The following is a 20,981-nucleotide window of genomic DNA, read 5'->3' on the forward strand; positions in this document are numbered from 1 at the left end:
TCATAACGCACCGCCAAAAACACCATGGTATTCTTCAATATCGATGTAAAATCTCCGATTTACAGAATTGTTGAATTAATCTACCAGAAGAACTATACTAGAAATATAGATCGTTTTTCCACTTTTTACCCACAAAAACATATATAAGTAGTACCACAACACTATAGGGGGCTTAAAATGAAAAAGTTAAATCACAGAAAACTATTCAAGGCGACGCTGGTGACAGCAGTAGCAGGAGGAGCTATCGTTGCGGTTGCACCAGCCAATACGGAAGCTGCGACACGAACATTCTCGGATGTTAAGGATATCCCGAGCCACCACTTTTATGAGGCCGTTATGGATTTGTCTTCACGGGGTATTATTGGTGGTTACCCAGATGGTACATTCAAACCGGGCCAAAGTATCAGTCGGCAGCATGCAGCAAAATTCTTAGCGCTGACACTCGGACTAGACACAGTAAATGTGAAGGATCCAGGGTTCAAAGACGTCAACAAAAATAACCCATACTATGGAGCCATTGCAGCGCTGGTTGAAGCGGGAATCATTTCAGGTTATGCAGATAACACATTCAAGCCTAATGACAACTTGACAAGAACACAGATGGCTAAAATGCTTGTCCTCGGGTTTAATCTTAAGTCACAAGGTGAACAGAACAACCCGTTTAATGATATCAGTGCTAGTAACTGGAATAAAAGCTTCGTTCAAGTATTGTACACTAACAATATTACGTCCGGAACTACGCCAACAACCTTCTCGCCAAATGCATTTGTAACACGCGGACAATTGGCTTCCTTCCTTTTTAGAAGTGAAGCTGCGACACAAGGATCGAAACCAATGCCGGAACCAGAGCCTGTCCCGGAAGTATCCAATCCAAACCAGAAAGCATTAGATGCAGCCTACTTCCAAGTTACAGGTGGTACATTAGAGATTTCATATGGAGACAATGCAACGGATGAGCAAAAATTAGCCGCTGTCCAAACGTATGCAACTTCCCTCATCAAGGAACAAGGTGTTGTTGCAAAGGTGACCAAGGGCAAACGAGCGGGGCTTTATGTAGTGACCTTGACAAAAGGTGGAGCGAAAGTAGAAAAAACCATCACTATTAAATTCGAATCAAAAGCAGGCACCCATTACATTAAGGAAGTGAAAGCGCTTAACGCTAAACAGGTTGAAGTGACGTTTGCAACCCCAATTTCGAAGTCAACTGTCGTGGATGGTCGGAACGTCGTTCAGAATATCACGTTCTCAACAAACACCGGGTCGGCTTCGAATCCCGGACAACTTACGGGTGTTTTATCAACAGACGGGAAAACATTAACGATTACAGCAAGTGGGACTTTCAATGGCGAGTATACATTCTCGGCAACAGACTCTATTAAATCTACAACAAACGAACCGCTTGATAAGTACACGGCAACCGTGAAGTTACATGACACGATAGCACCTAGATTAGTGTCCGGCTCTGCCTCGGCAAAAACATCGACGACTTCGTTTTCTCTATTTTTCGATGAGCCTGTGAATGCAACAGGTGCTACCGCTTATGTCAACAATACCGTTGCTACGATTACGAACAATCCGACAGACCCTAAACGTTTAGACATTACAACACGTACAGCAGTTCAAGTAGGCGCGACCGCAAGAATTTCCGTGACAAATGTGAAGGATTATAACAGCAATTCGACATCTCCAAATCCGGTGGAAACAACTATTACAGTTGTCGCTGATAAGAATGCTCCAACTGTAACAAATGCAAAAGTCACAGCTGACCATAAGATCGAAGTAACATACGATAAAGACATGGACATCTCTTCATTCGCAGGCAAAGCTAGAATCGTCCATGCAAATGGCTCAGTCACCCAGCTCACGGCATCAGCAGGCTGGAATGCCAGAACAGTGATCTTATCGGGCGAGTCATCCATCTACAATAATATGTACAATAGCGTACTCTATATTGATGCTGACGTGAAAGACACGGCTGGCTATAGTACAGCTCTATACTCAACGAACCTGAACTTCAATCAGGACACAATTCCCCCGAGAGTGTACGGGATTGCAAGCGGTCAGGTACAATGGGACATGCAAACTGTTACATTTACAATATCCGATGAAAATAGCGGTGTTAACCTGGACAGCGTGAAAGACATCTATAACTATACATGGGATGGCCGTTCATTACCGTCAAACTCCTATGTATCGACATCCATCTTGTCTGGTTCGTCCGATAAAGCGACATCTGTCGCTGTAATAGTCCATATACCCATTAATAGTATTTCAACTAAAACAGCTGCATTTACAGTGAACCATATTCGAGATAATGCCGGAAATGGTATGGTCCATGCCGTAAGCGAATACATTACACTCGGAAACGACTTTTATAATCAACCAGAATTCACCTCTGCTTCAGTCAGCGGCTATGACAACAGTTCACTTATACTCACTTTTAGTAAGACAATGGATGGGAATACAGTAGATGCAAACGATTTTGAAATCATATTAAACGGATACAGTATACCATCTCACTTGATAACGCCTTTGTACAGTTATGATTACATGACATTCACTACCGGCATAACAGCGTCAGTTAAAAATTATACGAATGCAAATGGTAACGATGAGCATAGCATTTACTTAGATCTAGACGGCAACGGAGAATATGATCTCGGGGAATTAGTTCTCGAGGTTGTTGACGGGCATAACTTATATGACTCAGTTCCGGTAAATTTGTACGGGCATTATGTATCAAGCCTTACTGTAAGACTTATCCAAGATTCCTATACACCTGCGAAAGATTATATCGGCAACTATGCCCGGTATGGCCAACAATACAGTATACGGTAAACAAAATGGGTATCCACTTAAAAAAAGAGTTAGTAAGACTAAACAATCTTGAATGAAAATAAATACTTTAAAAGCAGATATGCATGATTGGTCAAACTATCATCTTATTTGAAAGTGTTTTGTTATGTTCCATAACGCTTGGTGACGCCAGATAATAGATTGAGCAGATAATGAATACTGGTAGTTCGAGCTGCCACATTTTCAACAAAACAGCCAACTGGATTTTGACAGTTGGCTGTTTCTATTTATCTCTACTCCATTATGTTGTCAGTATTACTTTTTATGACCCACTTCCAAATAAATCGAGCCGGTTGCTTTAATAAATTGCGCTTTCACGGTTCTTCCGTTGGCTGTGAATTTGTCAGGGATATCATTTCGATTGAAGTAATTCCACACGCGGTCTGCATCTTTTCCGAAATACAGTTTAAACAACTCTTTTGAGACAATCGGGATGCGATACGATTGTTCCGCATCGGGGGACTGCCAGCCATAAAATTGAATACCGACCTCTTGCGATTTGCTGCTATTTTGGATGACTTCAATTGCCCGGACCATCCCGTACACGTCAAAAACAGCGCCATCATGAGTAAAGCCCAATTCATTTTCAAGTGTTCTTCGATTGACTTCCGGGTCTTTACTCCATTTAGATTTCAACGTAGGTGCAACCCATCCGTCGGCAAACATTTTTCCTTTTGCCGCTGTTTTCCCAAGTTGGATATGATCTTTTTTTACGTATCCGACATGCTTGCCCATTTTGATCTTATACCAATTTCCTTGAGCTCCGTCAATATGAATCTGTTGATTCTTAACGACTGCGTTCATACTATAAATTTTCCCAGGCGCCGAGACCATACCGACCCTTTGAGTAGCATAGCCGACTTGATTGATCGGTTCCTGTAAAGAATTAGGAAGCGCTCCAATGTAGATGGTTGTCTTCCTTTGATCTTTAACTGTTTTCACTTCATAATTCAAACCACTCGTAGAAGAGATGAATTCTAAGGGAACGAAAACGTGACCATTTTTTTGAATTGCTTTCGCGTTTACAATGACAGGATTTGCATGAACCATTATTTCTTTCAACGGAACCGTCCATGTATTAGACTGCCGATTCTCATGGGGATCATAGATGGAGGCAATCGATTTTCCAACCGTTACCGTCGCTCTTTTCATTCCACTTAACGGGACCATAACTTGATTTTTAATCGCATATGGTTCACTACCCATCAGTTTGGCAATTTCCAGAATCGGGACATATGTAGTACTATCACTTACAAACGGACTTAATTTACCTGAGAGTAACTTATTGTTCACTTTTACTTCAAGTGTTCTTTTCCGACTCAAGTCCTTTACAGACTTAGGTAGTTCCCCAACATAAATTGTCGTTAAGTTCCCCTCTTTGATTACTTCCACTGGATATGTCAAACCTTCTCCAGCTTCAATGAACTCTAGAGGGACATACACTTCCTCATCTTTATAAACCGCCTTCACCTCAGCGTTCTTGGTTTGCCCATTCACTTCTATCGTTCTCAAAGGAACGATGCTGCCATTGACAATGCCTATGGTATAACCGTCTGTTACACTTGAGGAGAAACCGCTCCTGAAGAACGAAACATGTTTTCTTCGTGATGGTAGAACTGTAACCTCTTCTCCCATTTTGTTTGCAATTTCCCCGAACGGAACATACAAAGTGCCGGCGCTGTAAAATGGCATCGACTCCGCCTGTTTATTATTGACCCACAGATCAAATGTCGGAGTAACCGTTTCAGCTGATGCAATGATAGTAGGTACTAAGAATGATAGTAATAACATGAAGACTGTTAGTATTTTTTCACATTACCCCTCCTAATAAATAGTAAAAAACTATTATATTATATAATGGAGGGAGTAGCTTGTACAATTTAATTTCAATTTTCATGTGTAGGACACTGTATAACTATTGCATTGCAGTCGGCAGTTGCTCATTCAATTAATATGTCAAAAGGCCGACCAAAAGATATTGGCCGGCTCGTATTATACTAGTATATTGTACATGTTAATTCCAAAGTACGGTTGGATTTTTGGTAACACAATCAATGTGCACGTTTGTCTTAATGGTACCTCCAAATGTGTGATTGGAGCCGAATGCGATGTGAATGGTATTGTACGCTTTTTCATCTTCAAGTATATTACCAGTCAAGCGGGCTGCATGGTTTGTCCCGATGCCGAGTTCACAAAGATACCTTCCATCTCCATCGCCTAACAGTGTGAGCAACGTTTCTCCATCTGTTCCCGTTGCATTCACGAGACGGCCTTTTTCAATCGTCAAGACAACTGGATGTTCAAGTAAGCCAATGCTGGCAATCGAACCGTTGATTTCAATTCTTCCTTCTGCTTCGCCTTCAGGAGGAGCTATGTAAGCTTCGCCAGATGGAAGATTTCCTGATGCACCAGGTTCCCTGAACACGCCTGTGCTTGGTACACCGTTTCTACCTTGTACTGGAATGACGAGCTCATAATTCTTTCCAGTACGAATGGTAACCGTTTTAGCCTCTGTTAGTTTTAGCGTCACTTCATTCGTTTCTGCTTCTACTTTGCTGTAATCTGCTGACATCGCACCATGTAAAAACATATCTTCGGTAATGCCGGGCATTGTGATCACGCTTATTCCTTTAGCGTTTGCATTTTTACGTGCCACCGTATGTGTTAAGGAGTGCTTCGTTAAACAGAAGACGAGTTCATAATTCAGCATTTCATTTGCTGTTTCTTCCGGAGGCTCTTCACCCGATTTTTCACGATCCTCCATGCAGTGATTGCTGACTTGCCAGCCGTCATCCTTCAAGGCTTCTGCAAATTTCCTCCCTACTTTTTCTGTACTCCTATCCATCAACACTAAAATACGCACATTCTTTTCCAGTGAAAAGTTGTTCACCATTAACGCAGCAACTGTTTGTCGGAAGTCATTCATTGTTCAACATCCTTTCGTTTCGATAAAAACACACTGTATAAAACTAACAATAACGCAATGAGGGTTCCAATACCAACCGGTTCATGCAATAGAAAGAAACCTAAAAGAATCGTCGTTATCGGCATTAAATATGTAATCGACAGGGCAAAGATGGCGCCCCTTGATTTCACAATATAATAATAGAGGAGATTACCCACACCTGAATTGATTGCACCTAACATAAAGAACAAGAAAACATTTCGAAATTCACCTAATCCTCTATAGCTTGCAGGTTCCATGAACAACATTAGAGGGGCTGCAAATAATGTCCCCATGACCATTGTAACAAATGAGAGCGTTACGACAGAATAGCCGTGTAGGAATCGATTTGTTAAAACCGCAGACAATGCGTATAAACTAACAGCCAAAAGCAACATAAGCGCACTGGTGAATTGAACGTCACCCACTGAAGAAGGACCAAAGAGGAATGCAATGAATATGCCAGTGAATCCAACCGCTACACTTACTTTTTCCTGCTTTTCTACATGTCCTTTCATTACAAACAACGTAAGCAGCACACCAAAAATAGGTCCAGTCGCATTTAAAACAGCGCTGACCGTCGTATCTAAGTGGCGTAAACTACTGCTCATAATTATCCAAGGTACACCCGCACTTAGCAGAGGGATTCCCGCTAACAAGTAGATCTTCTTCCGTGATAGTTCCTTGTAGCCTTTCCCGATAAATAAAAGCGGCATTAACAGGATAGCTCCGAAAAGACATCGAAAAAAGACGATGGATATAGGATGGAATTCGGGCAAAAGTAATTTGGTGAAATAAAACGTAGATCCCCATAACAAACTAAGAACGAGTAATGCGATCGTTGGCAAACTACTCCCCCCATCCATAGGATTTTTCTCAAATGCTATAGAATCCTAAAACAAGCAAAACAGCAGGACTCCTCGCTATTTGCGCGTCTACTGCCGTCCCTGCTGTTTTGCTGATATTTATATTCTGATAGTATGTTTTATTCAGCGATATACTCGGCAATAACCCTTGAAACGAGTGTACGAGGTAGAAGGACAGGCAGCCCGCTTCCTTTTACAGCCTCCGATTTATGTTGTTCATTGTATCCCATACAATCCAACACGATCAGATCAACGCCTTGCATTTGTAGTGCACGAGCTGCTCCAGCAATATCACTTTCCTCATATGGCGAAGCAACCTCGGTAAATATCTTCAACTCTTCCTGTTGCCATTTCGAAATCAATGTCTCACGCTGCTCTTCAAGTGGAATGATGAGTCCAAGAGACCCCGAAGGCAGAAGTGCGCTGACGATATGATTTAGCACTTTATCGGGATACACAATCGGTTTTTTCGTTTGCAAAGTCGGGAAATCTCCTGTGCAGAGCATAAGCACGATATCAACTGTCTCTTCAAGCGCACTCAACTCCGCTTGTAATAAAGGCAACAATTTGCTTTTGCCTATTTTTACAGATTTTCCGTCACGCATCCTTGAAATATAAGTTGTATCAAATTTATCCGGTTCAACAGAATGTACGGTTTCATTAGTTAAGCTGTCTAGACCACCACTCTCAACAATCGACACACTATTTTCAAGAATCGCTTCTATGGAAGGTGTTACATCCGTACGCGGAGATTGTCCAATTGTCAAAACACCTACACTTCTACTTGGCATTACTTATCAATCCCTAATGTTTGTAAATGCTTCATAGAACCATACAGTTTTTGCAACCGGTCGAATTCCTCCGCGTCATAGAATTCGATTTGACCTCTTGTAAACTCTTTCGCAATTTCAATAGAGAATCGGACAGCTTGCGCAATATCCACTTCATGACTTGCCCCGGTTCCACTTCCCGGTACAGCCGTTTTTGCCGTAATGGCCACACCAACAACGGGAGCATCCGTCGCCACGGCTGGTTGAAGAATGCTATTGATATGATATACATCATTGCCATACGGTGTAATATCTTGGGTTGTTACCGTAAATGTCACCGGTAGATCTCCCGTTGTCATCTCCATAATGCGCAGCAATTCGTCAGCAAATTTCAAGACATATCCTGACTTCACTGTTGGAGAAAGAGCAATTCCTCGATGATTAAATACACGATTCCCTTTCGTCGTATCAATCGAAACGACTGCATCCATTTCAGGAACCACTTCATACTGATTCATCGTTAAGATATCAACTGGCGATCCCATAAAATCGACCGGCTCATGCGGCTGCGTCGGGGCGGTCGGACAAATATGAGTCGTGACGATCACATCTCCAGGCAACCGATCCCCTTTGACAGACATGTTCGCAAGTTTCAATGCGATGGCTACCGCTGCGGCAGCTCCGTCACCGTCCGACACAAAGCCAATACGCTGCGGGCGGGCACCTAGTCCACCCAAACGGCCGACAATACCTAATGTACGCGCGTCTCCTCCACTTGACTTGCCTTCCGTCCCTTTAATGACAACTTTGACAAAGTCGGTAGAACCCTCTTGTCCCGCAACGGTTTCATATGTTGCTGTACAATGTTCAAAACCATCGAATAGACGCACTACTGATTCTCCGTTTGCATTCACGTCATCTAGCAATTCAATAACTTCCATTGTATATTTCAACGACATTTTTCATCATCCTTTTCAAATAATACTTTTATTCACAATTGGTTCAATTGCTTGCAGCAGTTTCTTATTCGACATCGTTGAACTTAGTTTCAAGTATTCTTTCGGAACGGAGATGACTGCGATTGCAAGACCTTCTTTTAGCTCCGCACTTACTAAAGGCATGCCAGTTTCCGCATCGAAAGTCATGATGAGATCCGGAAATGTCCCTTTCCGTTCTCCATTCATTTCGGCTGTCATATATTCGTTCCAAAATGTCAACTCTAGACTGTCGACTTGAACGAATCCTACGTCAAACCCTTTGATAGCCTTTAATTCAAAATTGCTAATGGTTCCAGAATGAATGACGCGGCCATGCAAGTGGGATGCAACAGCTTCAATTCGTTCCGGTCCTTCAGGTACAGAAAAGAAAACGTCTCCGAGTTCTATTGCTTGTGTTATTCCTCCCACAGCAGCATGCTCTTTCACATACTCTACGGACACGGGGTTCCGGCAAACGGCAACCATACCACCCGCCTCGACGGAAACGGAACGAACTGTATTGGAAGAAATATCGAGCGTACTCGTCACTACCCCTTCCACTTCCATTGACCCTTTTCCACCAGCGAAGGCCTGAATCGATTTATACCCTTCGACTTCCGACAAATTTAAGGAGCCCATGGAACCGGTCGGATGCGCTCTTCCATTACACGGTGCATCGAGGAACGGAAGTCCTGTTGCAGCGGCTTGTAGCCAACCATTAACAGTCGTTGCAGCCCCATTTTCATTTGTCATCAACGCCTGGATCGGCTGATCAAATTCCTTTTGCATCCGCTGCACTGTTGAAATGAGTTGAAGACGGTCTGTATGCGCTGCCGTTGCAGATGGGGCTCCGACAAGAGAGACACATGCCACATAATCCGTATCCTGCAATTCGTCTACTGTGATGAGCTCAGGTGCCCCGATTGCAAATGCCTGCTCGGTCTTCGCAAGTCCATCATGAATCCAGCCACCCCCTCCTCCGCCTAATATACAGCCGCCATAAACGGCTTTCTTTGCATCTTCTTTTGTCAGTCTTCGTTTTGTCATACTAAAACCTCCATTATTTCGCTTTCCATAAAGAAGTGAAGAAGCTGTAAATTGCATCTCCTGCGATAAACCCAGCAGCCATCGTGTACATCGCATTTTCCGCTTCCTGGCCTTTTACTTTCAAAACGATGAAACGGATTACTATCCCCGCAATAACAGCCCATCCGGCAATCGGATTTACTATTAATAGCCCCGTCGCAAACAAAATTCCCATCTGACGCTTAGGTCCACCTATTAACTGAATGATTGCTCCAGGAATGGCCCATAACAGCAAGAGCATACCAATGTTTCCACTCAACCCACTGTCGATAGTCGCAGCATACACATGATCGACAGGAGGAACGAGATTTTGTGAGAAAAAGGAATTATGGAACAAAGAAACCATTGCAATAGCGACTCCAAAACCGATTAATGAACTTTTCAATTGCTGTCTTCGGCCAAATAGTTCCATCGCAGTCTTTTGGTCTTTCCGTAAAATAGCGCCGGATTTGAAGTCATACCCCAAATCTGCAAACGCCGGTCCGGTTGCTGCTGTAAAACCTGTTAATAATGCTAGAGCAACAGGCGGGAAGCCAAGCATCATTCCGAGGAGCAGCGCAATGAGCGTGACAGCAAATGCTGGAAACCAGCCGGAATGCATGGCAGCAATCCCGACAATAATCTCACTGGCAAGTGCAGCAAAGGCAGCAAAAACAACAAACATGACAATTTGGAACGCAGACATGTCGCCTATAATTCCGCTTATGACAGCTAAAATGGCAGCCGCTATCAAATAAAGAACAAATCCAATCCCAAACCCTTTCTTGATATCAGCGTCAGTACGTGAATTGATATGCTCTCCTTCTTGAACGTCGCCGGGGTTCTTTTCTTTCTTTGACTTAACTAGCACTAAGATGAATTGTAATAGGGCAACGGTTCCTGCCCCAATCATCATGCCGTGGGGGATATAATACGCATTCAAGTCAACACCGAACAATGAATCTGAGTAGCCTCGAAGCAACAAACCGATTCCGAACATAAGCAATGCCCATATGTTTCCGATAAAGGCGACTCCGAATGCTGACATGGCAATTCCAAAATGCGAACCGACAAGCCCGCCTACAATCCCGATACCTAAGAATTTAGCTTTGGATCCACCTTCATCTCCCGCCTTTAGTGCCTCAGCCGTCGCAACACCCGGTGGCCATGTCTCAGCTGCGGAAAACAATTTAGAGTCAAATACTTTATAAAGGATGAAAACATCTACTAATAGGGCAAGTCCCGAACCAATTAACATTGGAACAATAAGTTCCGGCATTCCCATAACAAAAGGAATTCCGATAGGGATCAACAAACTGTTCGCCGCTCCAAACGTTGCAGCTGAAATAGATGTTTGAATTAAGTTTTGGTTTTCGATCGAGCGGTATTTGTAAAACATCTTCATCGGAATCCGAGCGATCAACATTGCTATCAACGCCCCGATAATGGATGTGTTTGGCGTGATTCCTAATGAGGTAATCAATTGCATACCGATAATTGCGCCAAAGACGGAAATGATGATTGAAAAAATAATGAATGGAAAATCAAATGTTTTAGTGTTCATCTTATCTCCTCCCCTCTCTTTATGAGCTCGTATACTGTAGCTTGTGCTTCCACTAAATCAATAACAGGAATATCGATATGTGTAACCAAGTAATCTTTCAACCTGATTGTGGAAAATCCTGTACAAGCGAATAAAACAACGTCTGCCCCCTCAGCAATGGCTTCCTGAGCAATCACAAGCAACCTCTCTTTTGCATCAGGCGATAGCAAATCAGTTGTTTTTCGTAACGTTGGATCATAGCGATACGAATGGAATTGATTCCCTAATCCCTTTTCAATCGTTAGTGGGATGTGGTCCGTAATCCCAATAACAGCAATGCGCTGGCCAACGAGACAAGCCGCCCTGGCACCACAGGCACCCGCACCCAATATCGGAAAATCGGTCAAACGCCTTAATTCGTCAAGTCCTGGGTCGGCAGCGCAACTAATTGTGATCGCATCAATCTCATCCCGTTGCATAAACTCATTAGCGAGAGCGATGATTTTAGGAATGGCAATCATTTCCGACTCATTATCGTAAATACCGTTTGGTTGGTCTTTAATACATTTTGTAATTGTCTCAACTTGATGGGTTTCCCACATTCGTTTTCCGTGTTCGAGCAACACATTATCGTCATCTGTTGTAAGCACTCGAATTATTCCCAACATTTCAACCACCCCTTTCAACTGATTATAAATATTTAAACTATTCTTCGTAATGCAAGAAATGTGAAAAGCTCAGTTCATTTTTTTGCACATCTTTTCAGAATTGGTGAATGACGGGTTGCCAAATTTATATAAAAAAGCCGATGAGAAGATAGTCACCTTCTCATCGACCTTTTAAAAATCATAAATGTATTGACTTGTACAAGCATTCATCCTGATAATTGTTTAATCTTCAAACAGAAATGAAGAATAAATCGAATTTCTGCATCATCCATATTCATATTCAGTAATTCCTGTATCTTCTGCAACCGATACGTAAGTGTTCGCCGATGTATGAACAGTTTTTCAGAAGTCTTGGTCATATTCCCATTCTCACTTAAATACATTTGCAGCGTATCCAATAGTTCTTTATTATTGCTTTGCAATAATGGGCTTAACAATGTATAAGCATAGCTTTGCACATGCTCATCGGCCGTTAACCCAATTAGAATTTCATAAATCCCTAATTTATCGTACGTATAAAACGTCTCATCCTTCCGCAATTTCCGACCGATTTCCATCGTTTTATCAACCAAACGGATGGCATCGTCCAATAGTCGGCTATGTCCCAGCAGCGGTCCCGCTGCAACATACAGGTCGTCGTATAGCTCGTTCATCCGTTTTTCTAACTGGCCCAGTATCATCGAATACTCGTCGGATCTACACTGCACAACTGCATAGAAGTGGTAATATTTTTCAAAGACAATGATTGAACGATCCGATAATGGTTCTAGCAAGCCATGCAGTTCTTTTAAAACGAGGCAAGAAGGATCAATTAAATAGGGAGAGGAAGAGAAGAGTTTCTCTGTCCAATTTGCTTGAAAACGCATGACAAAATACTCTGCTTCTTCCTGCCCACGAGACGAAAACTCCTCCAAATGTTCCAAATGCTCAATCCGCTTTTTCTGCAAATACAACTGTTCATTCATGAACAGTTCAATCAGCTTCGCAATCAACTTCTTCAATTGACTAGACGACATGTGAATCGAATGCAGTCTTTCAACATATGGAATGTGGATCGTAGCAAAAACTTGCTGGTTGGATACGAGCGGCAAAATAAGACAATCACGGAAGCCATCTATTTTAAGAATGGTCCGGTCACGTGTCACTAAACTCGTCTTCCAATCATCCAGCACTTCAGAATAAGAAGGATATACTGGCTTTGCGAAAAGAGCATCGGACTTTCTCCAGCCGTTCGGAAGAAATTCTTTTGAAGAATACATAAGCGCTCCTGACATATCCTCTATATAAACAGGGCTTCCAACGATATCATTAATTTCATTCAATGCTTCCGAAAGGGATGTGTAGCTTTTGGACTCAAATTCAGAAAAAGGATTGTTCACACTATCCACTAATTGTTTTTCTTCATAGAGCTTCTCATATAACGGGGTAAGCACATTGATATACGAAACGCTCTTCGGAATAATGATAATCGGAAAATCCTTCTCATTCGCAATTGCTATCATATCAATTGGAATCGAATCGACAAAACGGCCAAGCTTAATCACAATTCCGGCAGCTTCCTTATCAATTAACGTTCGCACAATCTCCACTTGCTTCCGTTCATCATGCCGAATGGAATAAAACGTCGTCATAACGAGGATGCCTGGCGTCACCCAACTAATCACTTCGGGAACCTCCATGACTTCTATAGAGGTGATCGGACGCCCAACCCCCTCATGCCCGGCCACAATCGTACTATTCGCCAATTCACCAATCTTTAGGGCTTCTCTAACATCCACATCTCCCCCACCTCTCCATCGTTACTTGAAAAAATATTGTTCCTATCATAGCATTTTTTAGCGTGCCGCTGTAGAGGGGGAAATTGTACTATTTTATTTAAACTTTACAAGGTGCCGTCGCGCCATCCAAAGCACTATATTCACTTTCCTTGCGTTGCGACCCACATTCGTTTCGTTGTGCAGCACATTCCTTGTGTTACGACCCCCATTCGTTTCGTTGCAAAGCACGTTCTTTGCGTTACGACTCGCATTCGTTTCGTTGCGCGGCACGTTCATTGCGTTACGACCCGCATTCGTTTCGTTGCAATCAGCCTTGCACCTTCACGCTTCTTTTGCATAACCAACAGGCACAATTCAGCCACTTGAAAACACCAAAAAAAGTCAACCAGATCACCCAGTTGACTTCTCCTTCCCTACACACCCCTCACTTATCAAACTTACGATAATTCCTATCCTTGCCTTTCTTCCGAATGAAATAGCCCGCCTTCGACTCGGAAACAGCGCCGTACGGAGTCTGTCCCTCAATCTTATGCTTCAGCATGAAAGCTCGCAAATACCTCTTCTCAAATGAATATTGACTCCAATCTAGAATGACTTCGCTGCCGTGATTCAATACGACCTTCATCTGCTTTTTATCAATCGCCTCGTACTCCTTGACATGGTTCGCAGCAAGCCAAACACAGTCCTTCTTGTCTGGAGACATGCTCGGAAACCAGTAGACGCTCTTCGACAAATTCAACACAATCGGCGGCATGGAGATTTCCCCTAAAAGCGTGCGTGCTCCGTCTCTCGCTCCCCTTAGGCTGGAACCGTAGCGGCGAAGGCTAAAATCGATCAAATCCGTCGGCTCGATATTCACTTTAAACATATCAGTCTCTTCCATCACTACCGAAAGCAAGTTACCGTTCTCGTCAAACTCTGGTAAAATAATGCTTGTTTTATCGTTTACTATATATTTTTCTTTCATTTCCATTTTCAAATCCCCCTTTTTTAGTTAACCCTTACTTTGTTGTTAAAAAAGGAGTATACTGACCTATAGGTCGGTACACTCCGGCTAGCAAGTCCTCGAGTGGGTCTCCGCAGACTCAGACACTCGGGGACTTTCCAATTTTCGTGATCACCTCCCAAAAGCTGCAGCCATTCCTGCACTGTCCAGCCTGAAGGATTCGCAATCATTGTGTTGACGTCAGTAAGCGCTTTCAATCATTTCGTGCCATCTCTCAAAAACAATATATAGTCTTCATGACTTCCTTATATATGGCGTTGATTGTTATACATTCATCTATTTGCTTACACTATCCAATATGATCCCGCGAATCAAAAACTCGTACCTTCTATTAATAGGCGGTCGTAGTGCAATGATTTATGGAGCAAACTGCTAGCGTATTTAATTCTTTTTTATCCAAACAATAAATAGAATCCACCTCCCATTTATCATTGCTTTCATTATAGTTCGAAAGAAATAAATAATCAACCAATTATGGGATTTTTATAATTATTTTGTAGTGTTTTGTCTAAGTGTAGATAAAATACACCTAAAAAGGGTTTTCCGCATCCGCAGAAAACCCTTGTCTTGACCATATCCTACACCTCTTCCTCTATCAACTCCTTCAGCTTCTTCAACATCCTCTGCCGCCTTTTCTTCACCCCGGCGACTGAAATACCGAAACGATCGGCACATTCCGCCAAGCTGCACCCTTCGACAAAAATCGATTGGATAAGCGTTTTTCGGAAGGGCTTAGCCGTTCAATCGCGTCATGGAGACGGTCAAATCCATCATCTTCTCCCGCACCCCCAATAACGTAAACGAGCACATCATCTTCAGTCGGCATGACGTTTTCTTCAAAACGGCTCTCCCGCTTCAACTCGTCCAACATCGCTCCGCGGATGCTCCGGTAAGCAAAAGGCGTAAAATCTCCTTTTTCATCATCAAACCTTGTCCACGCCTGCCATAACGCCACCCTCCCCGCCTGCCTGTACTGTTCATGATCACGGTAAATATTCAACTTTCTAAGCGAATGCGAAATCATCGGTTCATACTGCACTAACACATCTTCAAATTCCAACACGACGAAACCTTTCCGATCGTGCACGACACATCGTATTCCCGGGTGATTTCATCGTAAGCTGGGATTGAATTGTTCACAGTTCGAGAAAATTCATTCTGAATGCCCAAACTTCAATTATTGGAGCACAAACGTAAAGTTTCATATCACTTTTTATTGTTATTCGCTTTCAAACTTCAATTATTGCTAGATTTTTGTTCACCGCTCATAAAAAAATATTTTCCACTCGAGTATCCTTTTCGACCACTCCCCTCTATATAAAAAGAAAAGGGGAAAATGAAATGACACACTACCTAAAAGACTACTCGAAATTCAACACTATCGAAGAAATGGACACAGCTGCAGAACAGCACCTTTCACTTCACTGGGACAACTTGACGAAATCGGATCGACAAGTGCTCGACGTCATCCGCCGCTATTCGGTGAAATACGGTGCAGCCCATTTAAAACATGGAACGATCGAAGACGCTACGGGGAAATCAAACATCACTGTCCGTCGCGCCATCCGCAAACTCGTCAAACTAGAAATCATTGAAAAGGTTCACTACATCCGTCCCGTAATGAGCGGTCTCGGCGCCAACATTTACATCATTTTACCGTTCGATGACCAGGGGAAAATGAACGACCGGGATGATGACGACAAACCGCATCAGAACGAGGATGACAAGCAAGTTTCAAAGGATGAAGCTCTACTTTCTAAATCTCTATTAAGATTTAAAGATATTAACTACACGTCTCCTGCGGAATCGCAAAAGTTATCCACAAGTCTGTTCAGTCGGATGAAAGAACTGCTTGCAGGAACAATCGGAGACACAAAATTAGCCCGTGAATTCTACGGAATTCACCGGGCCATTTCTGGACGCATGTTGAAATATGAAATCTATAAAGGCGACAAGCACATCTTCGAAGACCTTGCCTATCGTGCGCTTATGATCACTGTGGTGGCTACAAAAAAGAAAGCGATCCGCAATTTGCCGGGATACTTCAAAGGTGTATTGGACAAGTTGGTCGATGATACGTATTTCAAGGATATGTTCATGCTGTTTGACGCACAGGTTGAGGGGTTTTATTGTCCTTATTGAATTACTAAGAGTTTGGATATATAACAAAAAAAAGAGCCAATCAGCTTTGTTGACCATAGTAGAATGGTCAGTAAAGCTGATGGCCCTAATTCGACATGGGTAAAGAGATCATCCTTATGTAAGCAAAAAAAATCAATGGATCATTACATTCATCTTGTTAACCTTCCAAGCGTCTCCATCTATTCGTTTGGATGGGGGGATATAATAATAGTGGAACTCGGTTACTTCGATATTCCGCGCATGTTCCACATAATCCTTTGAGGCATAAATAATATCACCTTTTCTCCTCAAAAAACTATTTTTCGCTTCAAGTTCGATGACCGTTATTATATCCAGTTCATCGTCTTGTTGTAATTTTTTAATTAAGTCCTTTGTTTCCGGATAGTCCCCCCAAATAATATGTGTTTTAGTCATTAGGTAACACTCCTTCTATTTTTTTATGTCTATTATACCACACAAAAATTATTTTTTCTGATAACTATTGCTCGCCAACTGAAAATAAACAGATAAGGATGGAATATTGACGGCTCTTAAGGGAGTAAGAAGAATTGCAGGTGTATGGATATTATCTGCAGGGTTGGTACTGTCAATCGAATTTTCAGGGTACATAGGGGAAGTATCCGCCGAAGAAAGAGTGAAGGCTCTTAACAAATATCAGAAGGAGCATGTTTATACGCAGGAGGATGTTCTCAAAGCGTTAGACGGGTACAATGGAGACAAATCTAAAAAAGGATTAATGGAGTACGGCTTGAAGACTGGGGATATGAGTCTTTTCCATGCTATCGATGCGATGATCCGACCTGCATTTTACGATGTTGTGGATGGGCGATTTGAAAAGAATAAGTTCTATTACGGTGCATTGATTGAAAAACATCTCCAAAGTGGAAATCAGTATATCACAAACTTTGGTCACGCAGCTGGAATAAAACATAAAAAGAAAGAAGATAAGAGGTTTTGGGAGCTCGTGGAAAAATATAAAGTAGCTCCTGGTCTCATTCCTTATGTAATAGGGTTCACAAACACAAAACAAAATGCAGATAAATATGGCGTTGAAGTGACGCCGATTGAATTTCATAATAGTAAATGGAATTTTCCTGATGTCATGACAAAAGGAAGTTTCAGCAATAAAGATAAGGTGATTGCGGTTGGAGAGCTAGAGACGGATGAGGAAATTGGCATGATGGATTATGATGATTACTTTGAAAAGATCGAGTGGATTGACAGAAAAGGTACATTATCATTAAGTATCTATCCGAAATTCTCTGTCTTCAAAAAGGAAGATGGGAAACTGGATGAACAGCATATTAAACATTCTTTTTATATCATTGAGAGCGAATTCGGACAAGATGAAAAGTGGAACAATACTGATTCAATGAGGATGCAATATGAGTGCCATGTTTATTTTGCGAGAGATAGTAAAGTGCCATGGAACATCGAACCGCATCGTACAGAGACACGTTTTTCAGAAACCGTATTGAAGTCGTGCAATCCTTAAATAGAAGAGCGACAAAATCAAATACCACTGGGGTTCACTTCACCAAATATGTTTATGTCGCTTTTTTTCGTACATTACATTCAACGTGCCGCAGTTTTGGGGGATGAAACAGAAAGGATAAAGGATAAGGTTAGTAGTTGCTTGATAAGCTGAGAAATAAGAAGTGAGAGAAAGCGACCAGATTAATTGAATGGTCGCTTTCTTTTTTATTTGCGTGGTTGATTGTTTCGTTGCGCGCTGGTTTGATTGTGTTTCGGCTTATTCCAGTAACAAAATACCGTTTACTCATCCCCAATTTGTTGAAACCCAGTGGACGGGTTCTTAAGAAGTTCGATGACCCTATCTCCAACTTGTTGTGTGGAGGAATTACCACCCATATCAGGCGTGAGTACGTCTTTTTCTGTTACAATGGTTTTGATTGTTGTCAGAATTCTTGTACACCAGTCGGGATACCCCAAAAAGTCCATCATCTGACTAATAGACCATATAGCTGCAATTGGATTCGCTATGCCTTTTCCGGCAATATCCGGGGCTGATCCATGTACCGGTTCAAACATGGATGGGAATGTTCGCTCTGGGTTAATGTTAGCCCCTGTCGCCAGACCCATTCCTCCCGTAATCCCTGCTCCGATATCCGTCAAAATATCACCAAATAGATTGGAAGTTACAACAATCTCAAATCGTTCCGGTTGAGTTACAAAATATAAACTAGCAGCATCCACAAGATACGAATATGTGGTCACATCTGGGTATTCCTTGCCCACCTCTTCAAAAACTTCATCCCAAAAAACCATGGAATAATTCAGTGCATTCGCCTTACTAACACTGGTTAATGTTTTTTTCATTTTTCGAGCTTCGGCAAAGGCATAACGGATGATACGCTCCGTCCCTTTTCTCGTAAACACTCCTGTTTGCAATACCACTTCTTCCGGCTTTCCTTTAAATAGCCATTCGCCTGCCCCTGAATACTCTCCCTCACTATTTTCACGGATAACCAGAAAATCAATATCTTTTTCAGACTTTCCTTTTAACGGTGTCAAAGAATTATTCAGCAAGGTAACCGGGCGTAGATTAACATATTGGTCGAATGACCTCCGGATTTTAATTAGCAGTTCCCTTAATGATATATGGTCAGGCACACCAGGATAACCAACAGCCCCCAAATAAATCGCATCATATCCTTTCAACTGCTCAATTCCATCATCAGGCATCATTTTCCCAGTCTCTATATAGTTTTCACAACCCCAATTAAATTCATTGAAAGAAAAAGATAATCTAGAATCCATTTCTTCAATCATTTTTAATACTTTTACACCTTCAGCTACTACTTCTGGCCCGATCCCATCACCTGGAATCAAAGCTATGTTGTAATTTTTCATATTTTCCCCTTTTAACTTCTCAATAAGCCATTTAATTTGACTGCTATTTTGGCGACTTCTCTTTTAACCAAGCAATACTTCCCTTTTATTAATTGATAGCTCCTTCTCCAAAGCATATCCAATCTTATACAGTAATGCTTCGTTAAAGTCCTTACCAATAAACTGGACTCCAATTGGCATTCCATCCTTAGAAAAACCGCATGGTACAGACAAACTTGGCAAACCTGTAAAATTAGTTGGTGCCGTCAATTTTATAATCGTCCATCGTATATGCTGTTCTTTATCCTGATTTAATTCAACATGGCGTTCATTGATTTTTGGCGGCAAAATTGGTACTGTAGGTGTTAATATAGCATCCACTTCTTCAAACACCTTATTAAATTGCGCTTTTGCATTCTGTCTCGCTTTCAATGCTCTAGAATAAGAAGATCCCTTTTCTTCTACCCCTGTTAAGAGCCGTTCTTTCACTTCGTCGTCCCATTTATTTGGATGGTCTTTCAAATGCTCTTCATGAAGTTCATAAGCATCACTTCTGAGTATCACTCTATGCGATTCCGTTATTTCATTCATATCAGGTAACTCTACATCTTTAAACACTACACCCATTTCACGTAAAACATTGATACTATTTTCTACACTCCGTCTTACATCCTCATTCATGTCATCAAAAAAGAATTTTGTTGGCAGTCCAATTGTTAAACCCTCTATGCCATTTTCAATACCTTCTGTAAAATCTTCAACTTCGCTTTTTACAGCGTTTGGATCTTGTTCATCATAAGCCACAATTGCATTCAATAATAAAGCATTATCCAAAACGGATCGTGTGATTGGTCCAACATGATCAAGGTTCCAAGATAGTGGATAAACGCCTCGTTTACTCACCCTCCCGAACGTCGGTTTCATTCCGACAACTCCGCAAAACGATGCCGGAATTCTAACAGATCCACCAGTATCAGTTCCCAAAGAACCATAAGATAAATTAGCTGCTACAGCAGCTGCCGAACCACTACTTGAACCACCAGTCATTTTTTCAGTATTATGCGGATTATGTACAGGTCCGTAATGAGAACGGTCCCCCGTAGGTCCATACGCAAATTGGTGGGTATTTTGTTTACCAATAATAATGGCACCTGCTTCTCGAAGTTTCTCGACGACAAATGCATCATAAGTTGGAATAAAATCCTGATAGATCTCCGAGCCCATTGTCGTTTTCATATCTTTTGTATAAATCATATCTTTAACGCCAATCGGTACGCCGTGAAGAGGCCCCTTATAGACACCCGACTCGATTTCCTTTTCCGCTTTCAAGGCTTGTGCCAATGCCTCTTCCTTGTCAAGTACGGTTATGAATGAATTGAGGGAAGCATCTACTGAATCTATACGATCTAACAGCTGATTCACCACTTCGACAGGGGAGACCTTTTTCTCTCTTATAAGCTCGGCAATTTCAAACAAATCATATGTCAATATATCTTTATTCTTCATACGAAAC

General features: G+C 42.0%; 18 protein-coding genes. 3 read left to right on the forward strand and 15 right to left on the reverse strand.

Features of this window, described 5'->3' with window-relative positions:
• Positions 1-177: 177 nt before the first annotated feature.
• Positions 178-2,838 (forward strand): S-layer homology domain-containing protein, encoded by a 2,661-nt coding sequence (locus ACTHPA_RS00590; protein ID WP_440498115.1) that lies wholly within the window; start codon positions 178-180, stop codon positions 2,836-2,838.
• A 273-nt stretch (positions 2,839-3,111) separates the two neighbouring features.
• Here the strand turns inward: ACTHPA_RS00590 and ACTHPA_RS00595 are convergent, their stop codons facing one another.
• From ACTHPA_RS00595 to ACTHPA_RS00650, 12 genes are all read right to left on the reverse strand, one after another.
• Entirely contained in the window at positions 3,112-4,647 is a 1,536-nt protein-coding gene (locus tag ACTHPA_RS00595) for a stalk domain-containing protein (RefSeq protein ID WP_440498116.1), read from the reverse strand.
• A gap of 223 nt (positions 4,648-4,870) precedes the next feature.
• Positions 4,871-5,782 (reverse strand): aminopeptidase, encoded by a 912-nt coding sequence (locus ACTHPA_RS00600; RefSeq protein WP_440498117.1) that lies wholly within the window; start codon positions 5,780-5,782, stop codon positions 4,871-4,873.
• Positions 5,779-6,648, reverse strand: a complete 870-nt coding sequence (locus ACTHPA_RS00605) for a DMT family transporter (protein ID WP_440498118.1) — start codon at positions 6,646-6,648, stop codon at positions 5,779-5,781. The genes ACTHPA_RS00600 and ACTHPA_RS00605 overlap by 4 nt, the downstream gene beginning before the upstream one ends.
• 137 nt (positions 6,649-6,785) lie before the next feature.
• A complete protein-coding gene (locus ACTHPA_RS00610; RefSeq protein WP_440498119.1) occupies positions 6,786-7,457 on the reverse strand; it encodes an AroM family protein in 672 nt (223 codons plus the stop codon).
• Entirely contained in the window at positions 7,457-8,395 is a 939-nt protein-coding gene (locus ACTHPA_RS00615; RefSeq protein ID WP_440498120.1) for a DUF1177 domain-containing protein, read from the reverse strand. Before ACTHPA_RS00615 ends, ACTHPA_RS00610 begins: the two co-directional genes overlap by 1 nt.
• 15 nt (positions 8,396-8,410) lie before the next feature.
• A complete protein-coding gene (locus ACTHPA_RS00620) occupies positions 8,411-9,460 on the reverse strand; it encodes a DUF917 domain-containing protein (RefSeq protein ID WP_440498121.1) in 1,050 nt (349 codons plus the stop codon).
• Between the two features lie 13 nt (positions 9,461-9,473).
• Complete coding sequence (locus ACTHPA_RS00625; RefSeq protein ID WP_440498122.1) at positions 9,474-11,042, reverse strand: OPT/YSL family transporter; 1,569 nt, start codon at positions 11,040-11,042, stop codon at positions 9,474-9,476.
• Complete coding sequence (locus ACTHPA_RS00630; RefSeq protein WP_440498123.1) at positions 11,039-11,689, reverse strand: aspartate/glutamate racemase family protein; 651 nt, start codon at positions 11,687-11,689, stop codon at positions 11,039-11,041. The genes ACTHPA_RS00625 and ACTHPA_RS00630 overlap by 4 nt, the downstream gene beginning before the upstream one ends.
• Before the next feature lie 206 nt (positions 11,690-11,895).
• Entirely contained in the window at positions 11,896-13,467 is a 1,572-nt protein-coding gene (locus ACTHPA_RS00635; protein WP_440498124.1) for a PucR family transcriptional regulator, read from the reverse strand.
• Between the two features lie 424 nt (positions 13,468-13,891).
• Positions 13,892-14,440: a competence protein ComK gene (locus tag ACTHPA_RS00640; RefSeq protein WP_440498125.1), complete on the reverse strand. Its 549-nt coding sequence runs from the start codon at positions 14,438-14,440 to the stop codon at positions 13,892-13,894.
• Positions 14,441-15,051: 611 nt separating this feature from the next.
• The gene (locus ACTHPA_RS00645) at positions 15,052-15,156 is read right to left on the reverse strand and encodes a hypothetical protein (RefSeq protein ID WP_440498126.1); all 105 of its coding nucleotides are present in this window, start codon (positions 15,154-15,156) and stop codon (positions 15,052-15,054) included.
• A complete protein-coding gene (locus tag ACTHPA_RS00650; protein WP_440498127.1) occupies positions 15,111-15,560 on the reverse strand; it encodes a sigma factor in 450 nt (149 codons plus the stop codon). The genes ACTHPA_RS00645 and ACTHPA_RS00650 overlap by 46 nt, the downstream gene beginning before the upstream one ends.
• Before the next feature lie 254 nt (positions 15,561-15,814).
• Between ACTHPA_RS00650 and ACTHPA_RS00655 the strand changes: the two genes are divergently transcribed.
• Positions 15,815-16,615, forward strand: a complete 801-nt coding sequence (locus ACTHPA_RS00655; protein WP_440498128.1) for a hypothetical protein — start codon at positions 15,815-15,817, stop codon at positions 16,613-16,615.
• Between the two features lie 132 nt (positions 16,616-16,747).
• Here ACTHPA_RS00655 and ACTHPA_RS00660 read toward each other — a convergent pair whose 3' ends face one another.
• Positions 16,748-17,029 (reverse strand): hypothetical protein, encoded by a 282-nt coding sequence (locus ACTHPA_RS00660; RefSeq protein WP_440498129.1) that lies wholly within the window; start codon positions 17,027-17,029, stop codon positions 16,748-16,750.
• Between the two features lie 106 nt (positions 17,030-17,135).
• On the opposite strand from ACTHPA_RS00660, the gene ACTHPA_RS00665 reads away from it, so the two are divergent.
• A complete protein-coding gene (locus ACTHPA_RS00665; RefSeq protein ID WP_440498130.1) occupies positions 17,136-18,110 on the forward strand; it encodes a DUF2599 domain-containing protein in 975 nt (324 codons plus the stop codon).
• Positions 18,111-18,391: 281 nt separating this feature from the next.
• Here the strand turns inward: ACTHPA_RS00665 and ACTHPA_RS00670 are convergent, their stop codons facing one another.
• Both ACTHPA_RS00670 and ACTHPA_RS00675 read right to left on the reverse strand, forming a co-directional pair.
• Complete coding sequence (locus ACTHPA_RS00670; RefSeq protein WP_440498131.1) at positions 18,392-19,489, reverse strand: tartrate dehydrogenase; 1,098 nt, start codon at positions 19,487-19,489, stop codon at positions 18,392-18,394.
• Positions 19,490-19,552: 63 nt separating this feature from the next.
• Positions 19,553-20,974 (reverse strand): amidase, encoded by a 1,422-nt coding sequence (locus tag ACTHPA_RS00675; RefSeq protein ID WP_440498132.1) that lies wholly within the window; start codon positions 20,972-20,974, stop codon positions 19,553-19,555.
• Positions 20,975-20,981 lie beyond the last annotated feature (7 nt).

It is taken from the genome of Sporosarcina sp. SAFN-015 (genome assembly GCF_051966875.1).
In the GTDB taxonomy this organism is placed as follows: domain Bacteria; phylum Bacillota; class Bacilli; order Bacillales_A; family Planococcaceae; genus Sporosarcina.

Bases quoted from the DNA above. Each gene is read 5' to 3' on its own strand.
- ACTHPA_RS00660 (WP_440498129.1), bottom strand. From the start codon at position 17,029: ATGACTAAAACACATATTATTTGGGGGGACTATCCGGAAACAAAGGAC.
- ACTHPA_RS00590 (WP_440498115.1), top strand. From the start codon at position 178: ATGAAAAAGTTAAATCACAGAAAACTATTCAAGGCGACGCTGGTGACA.
- ACTHPA_RS00620 (WP_440498121.1), bottom strand. From the start codon at position 9,460: ATGACAAAACGAAGACTGACAAAAGAAGATGCAAAGAAAGCCGTTTAT.
- ACTHPA_RS00640 (WP_440498125.1), bottom strand. From the start codon at position 14,440: ATGGAAATGAAAGAAAAATATATAGTAAACGATAAAACAAGCATTATT.
- ACTHPA_RS00670 (WP_440498131.1), bottom strand. From the start codon at position 19,489: ATGAAAAATTACAACATAGCTTTGATTCCAGGTGATGGGATCGGGCCA.
- ACTHPA_RS00655 (WP_440498128.1), top strand. From the start codon at position 15,815: ATGACACACTACCTAAAAGACTACTCGAAATTCAACACTATCGAAGAA.
- ACTHPA_RS00625 (WP_440498122.1), bottom strand. From the start codon at position 11,042: ATGAACACTAAAACATTTGATTTTCCATTCATTATTTTTTCAATCATC.
- ACTHPA_RS00675 (WP_440498132.1), bottom strand. From the start codon at position 20,974: ATGAAGAATAAAGATATATTGACATATGATTTGTTTGAAATTGCCGAG.
- ACTHPA_RS00630 (WP_440498123.1), bottom strand. From the start codon at position 11,689: ATGTTGGGAATAATTCGAGTGCTTACAACAGATGACGATAATGTGTTG.
- ACTHPA_RS00600 (WP_440498117.1), bottom strand. From the start codon at position 5,782: ATGAATGACTTCCGACAAACAGTTGCTGCGTTAATGGTGAACAACTTT.
- ACTHPA_RS00595 (WP_440498116.1), bottom strand. From the start codon at position 4,647: ATGTTATTACTATCATTCTTAGTACCTACTATCATTGCATCAGCTGAA.
- ACTHPA_RS00610 (WP_440498119.1), bottom strand. From the start codon at position 7,457: ATGCCAAGTAGAAGTGTAGGTGTTTTGACAATTGGACAATCTCCGCGT.
- ACTHPA_RS00615 (WP_440498120.1), bottom strand. From the start codon at position 8,395: ATGTCGTTGAAATATACAATGGAAGTTATTGAATTGCTAGATGACGTG.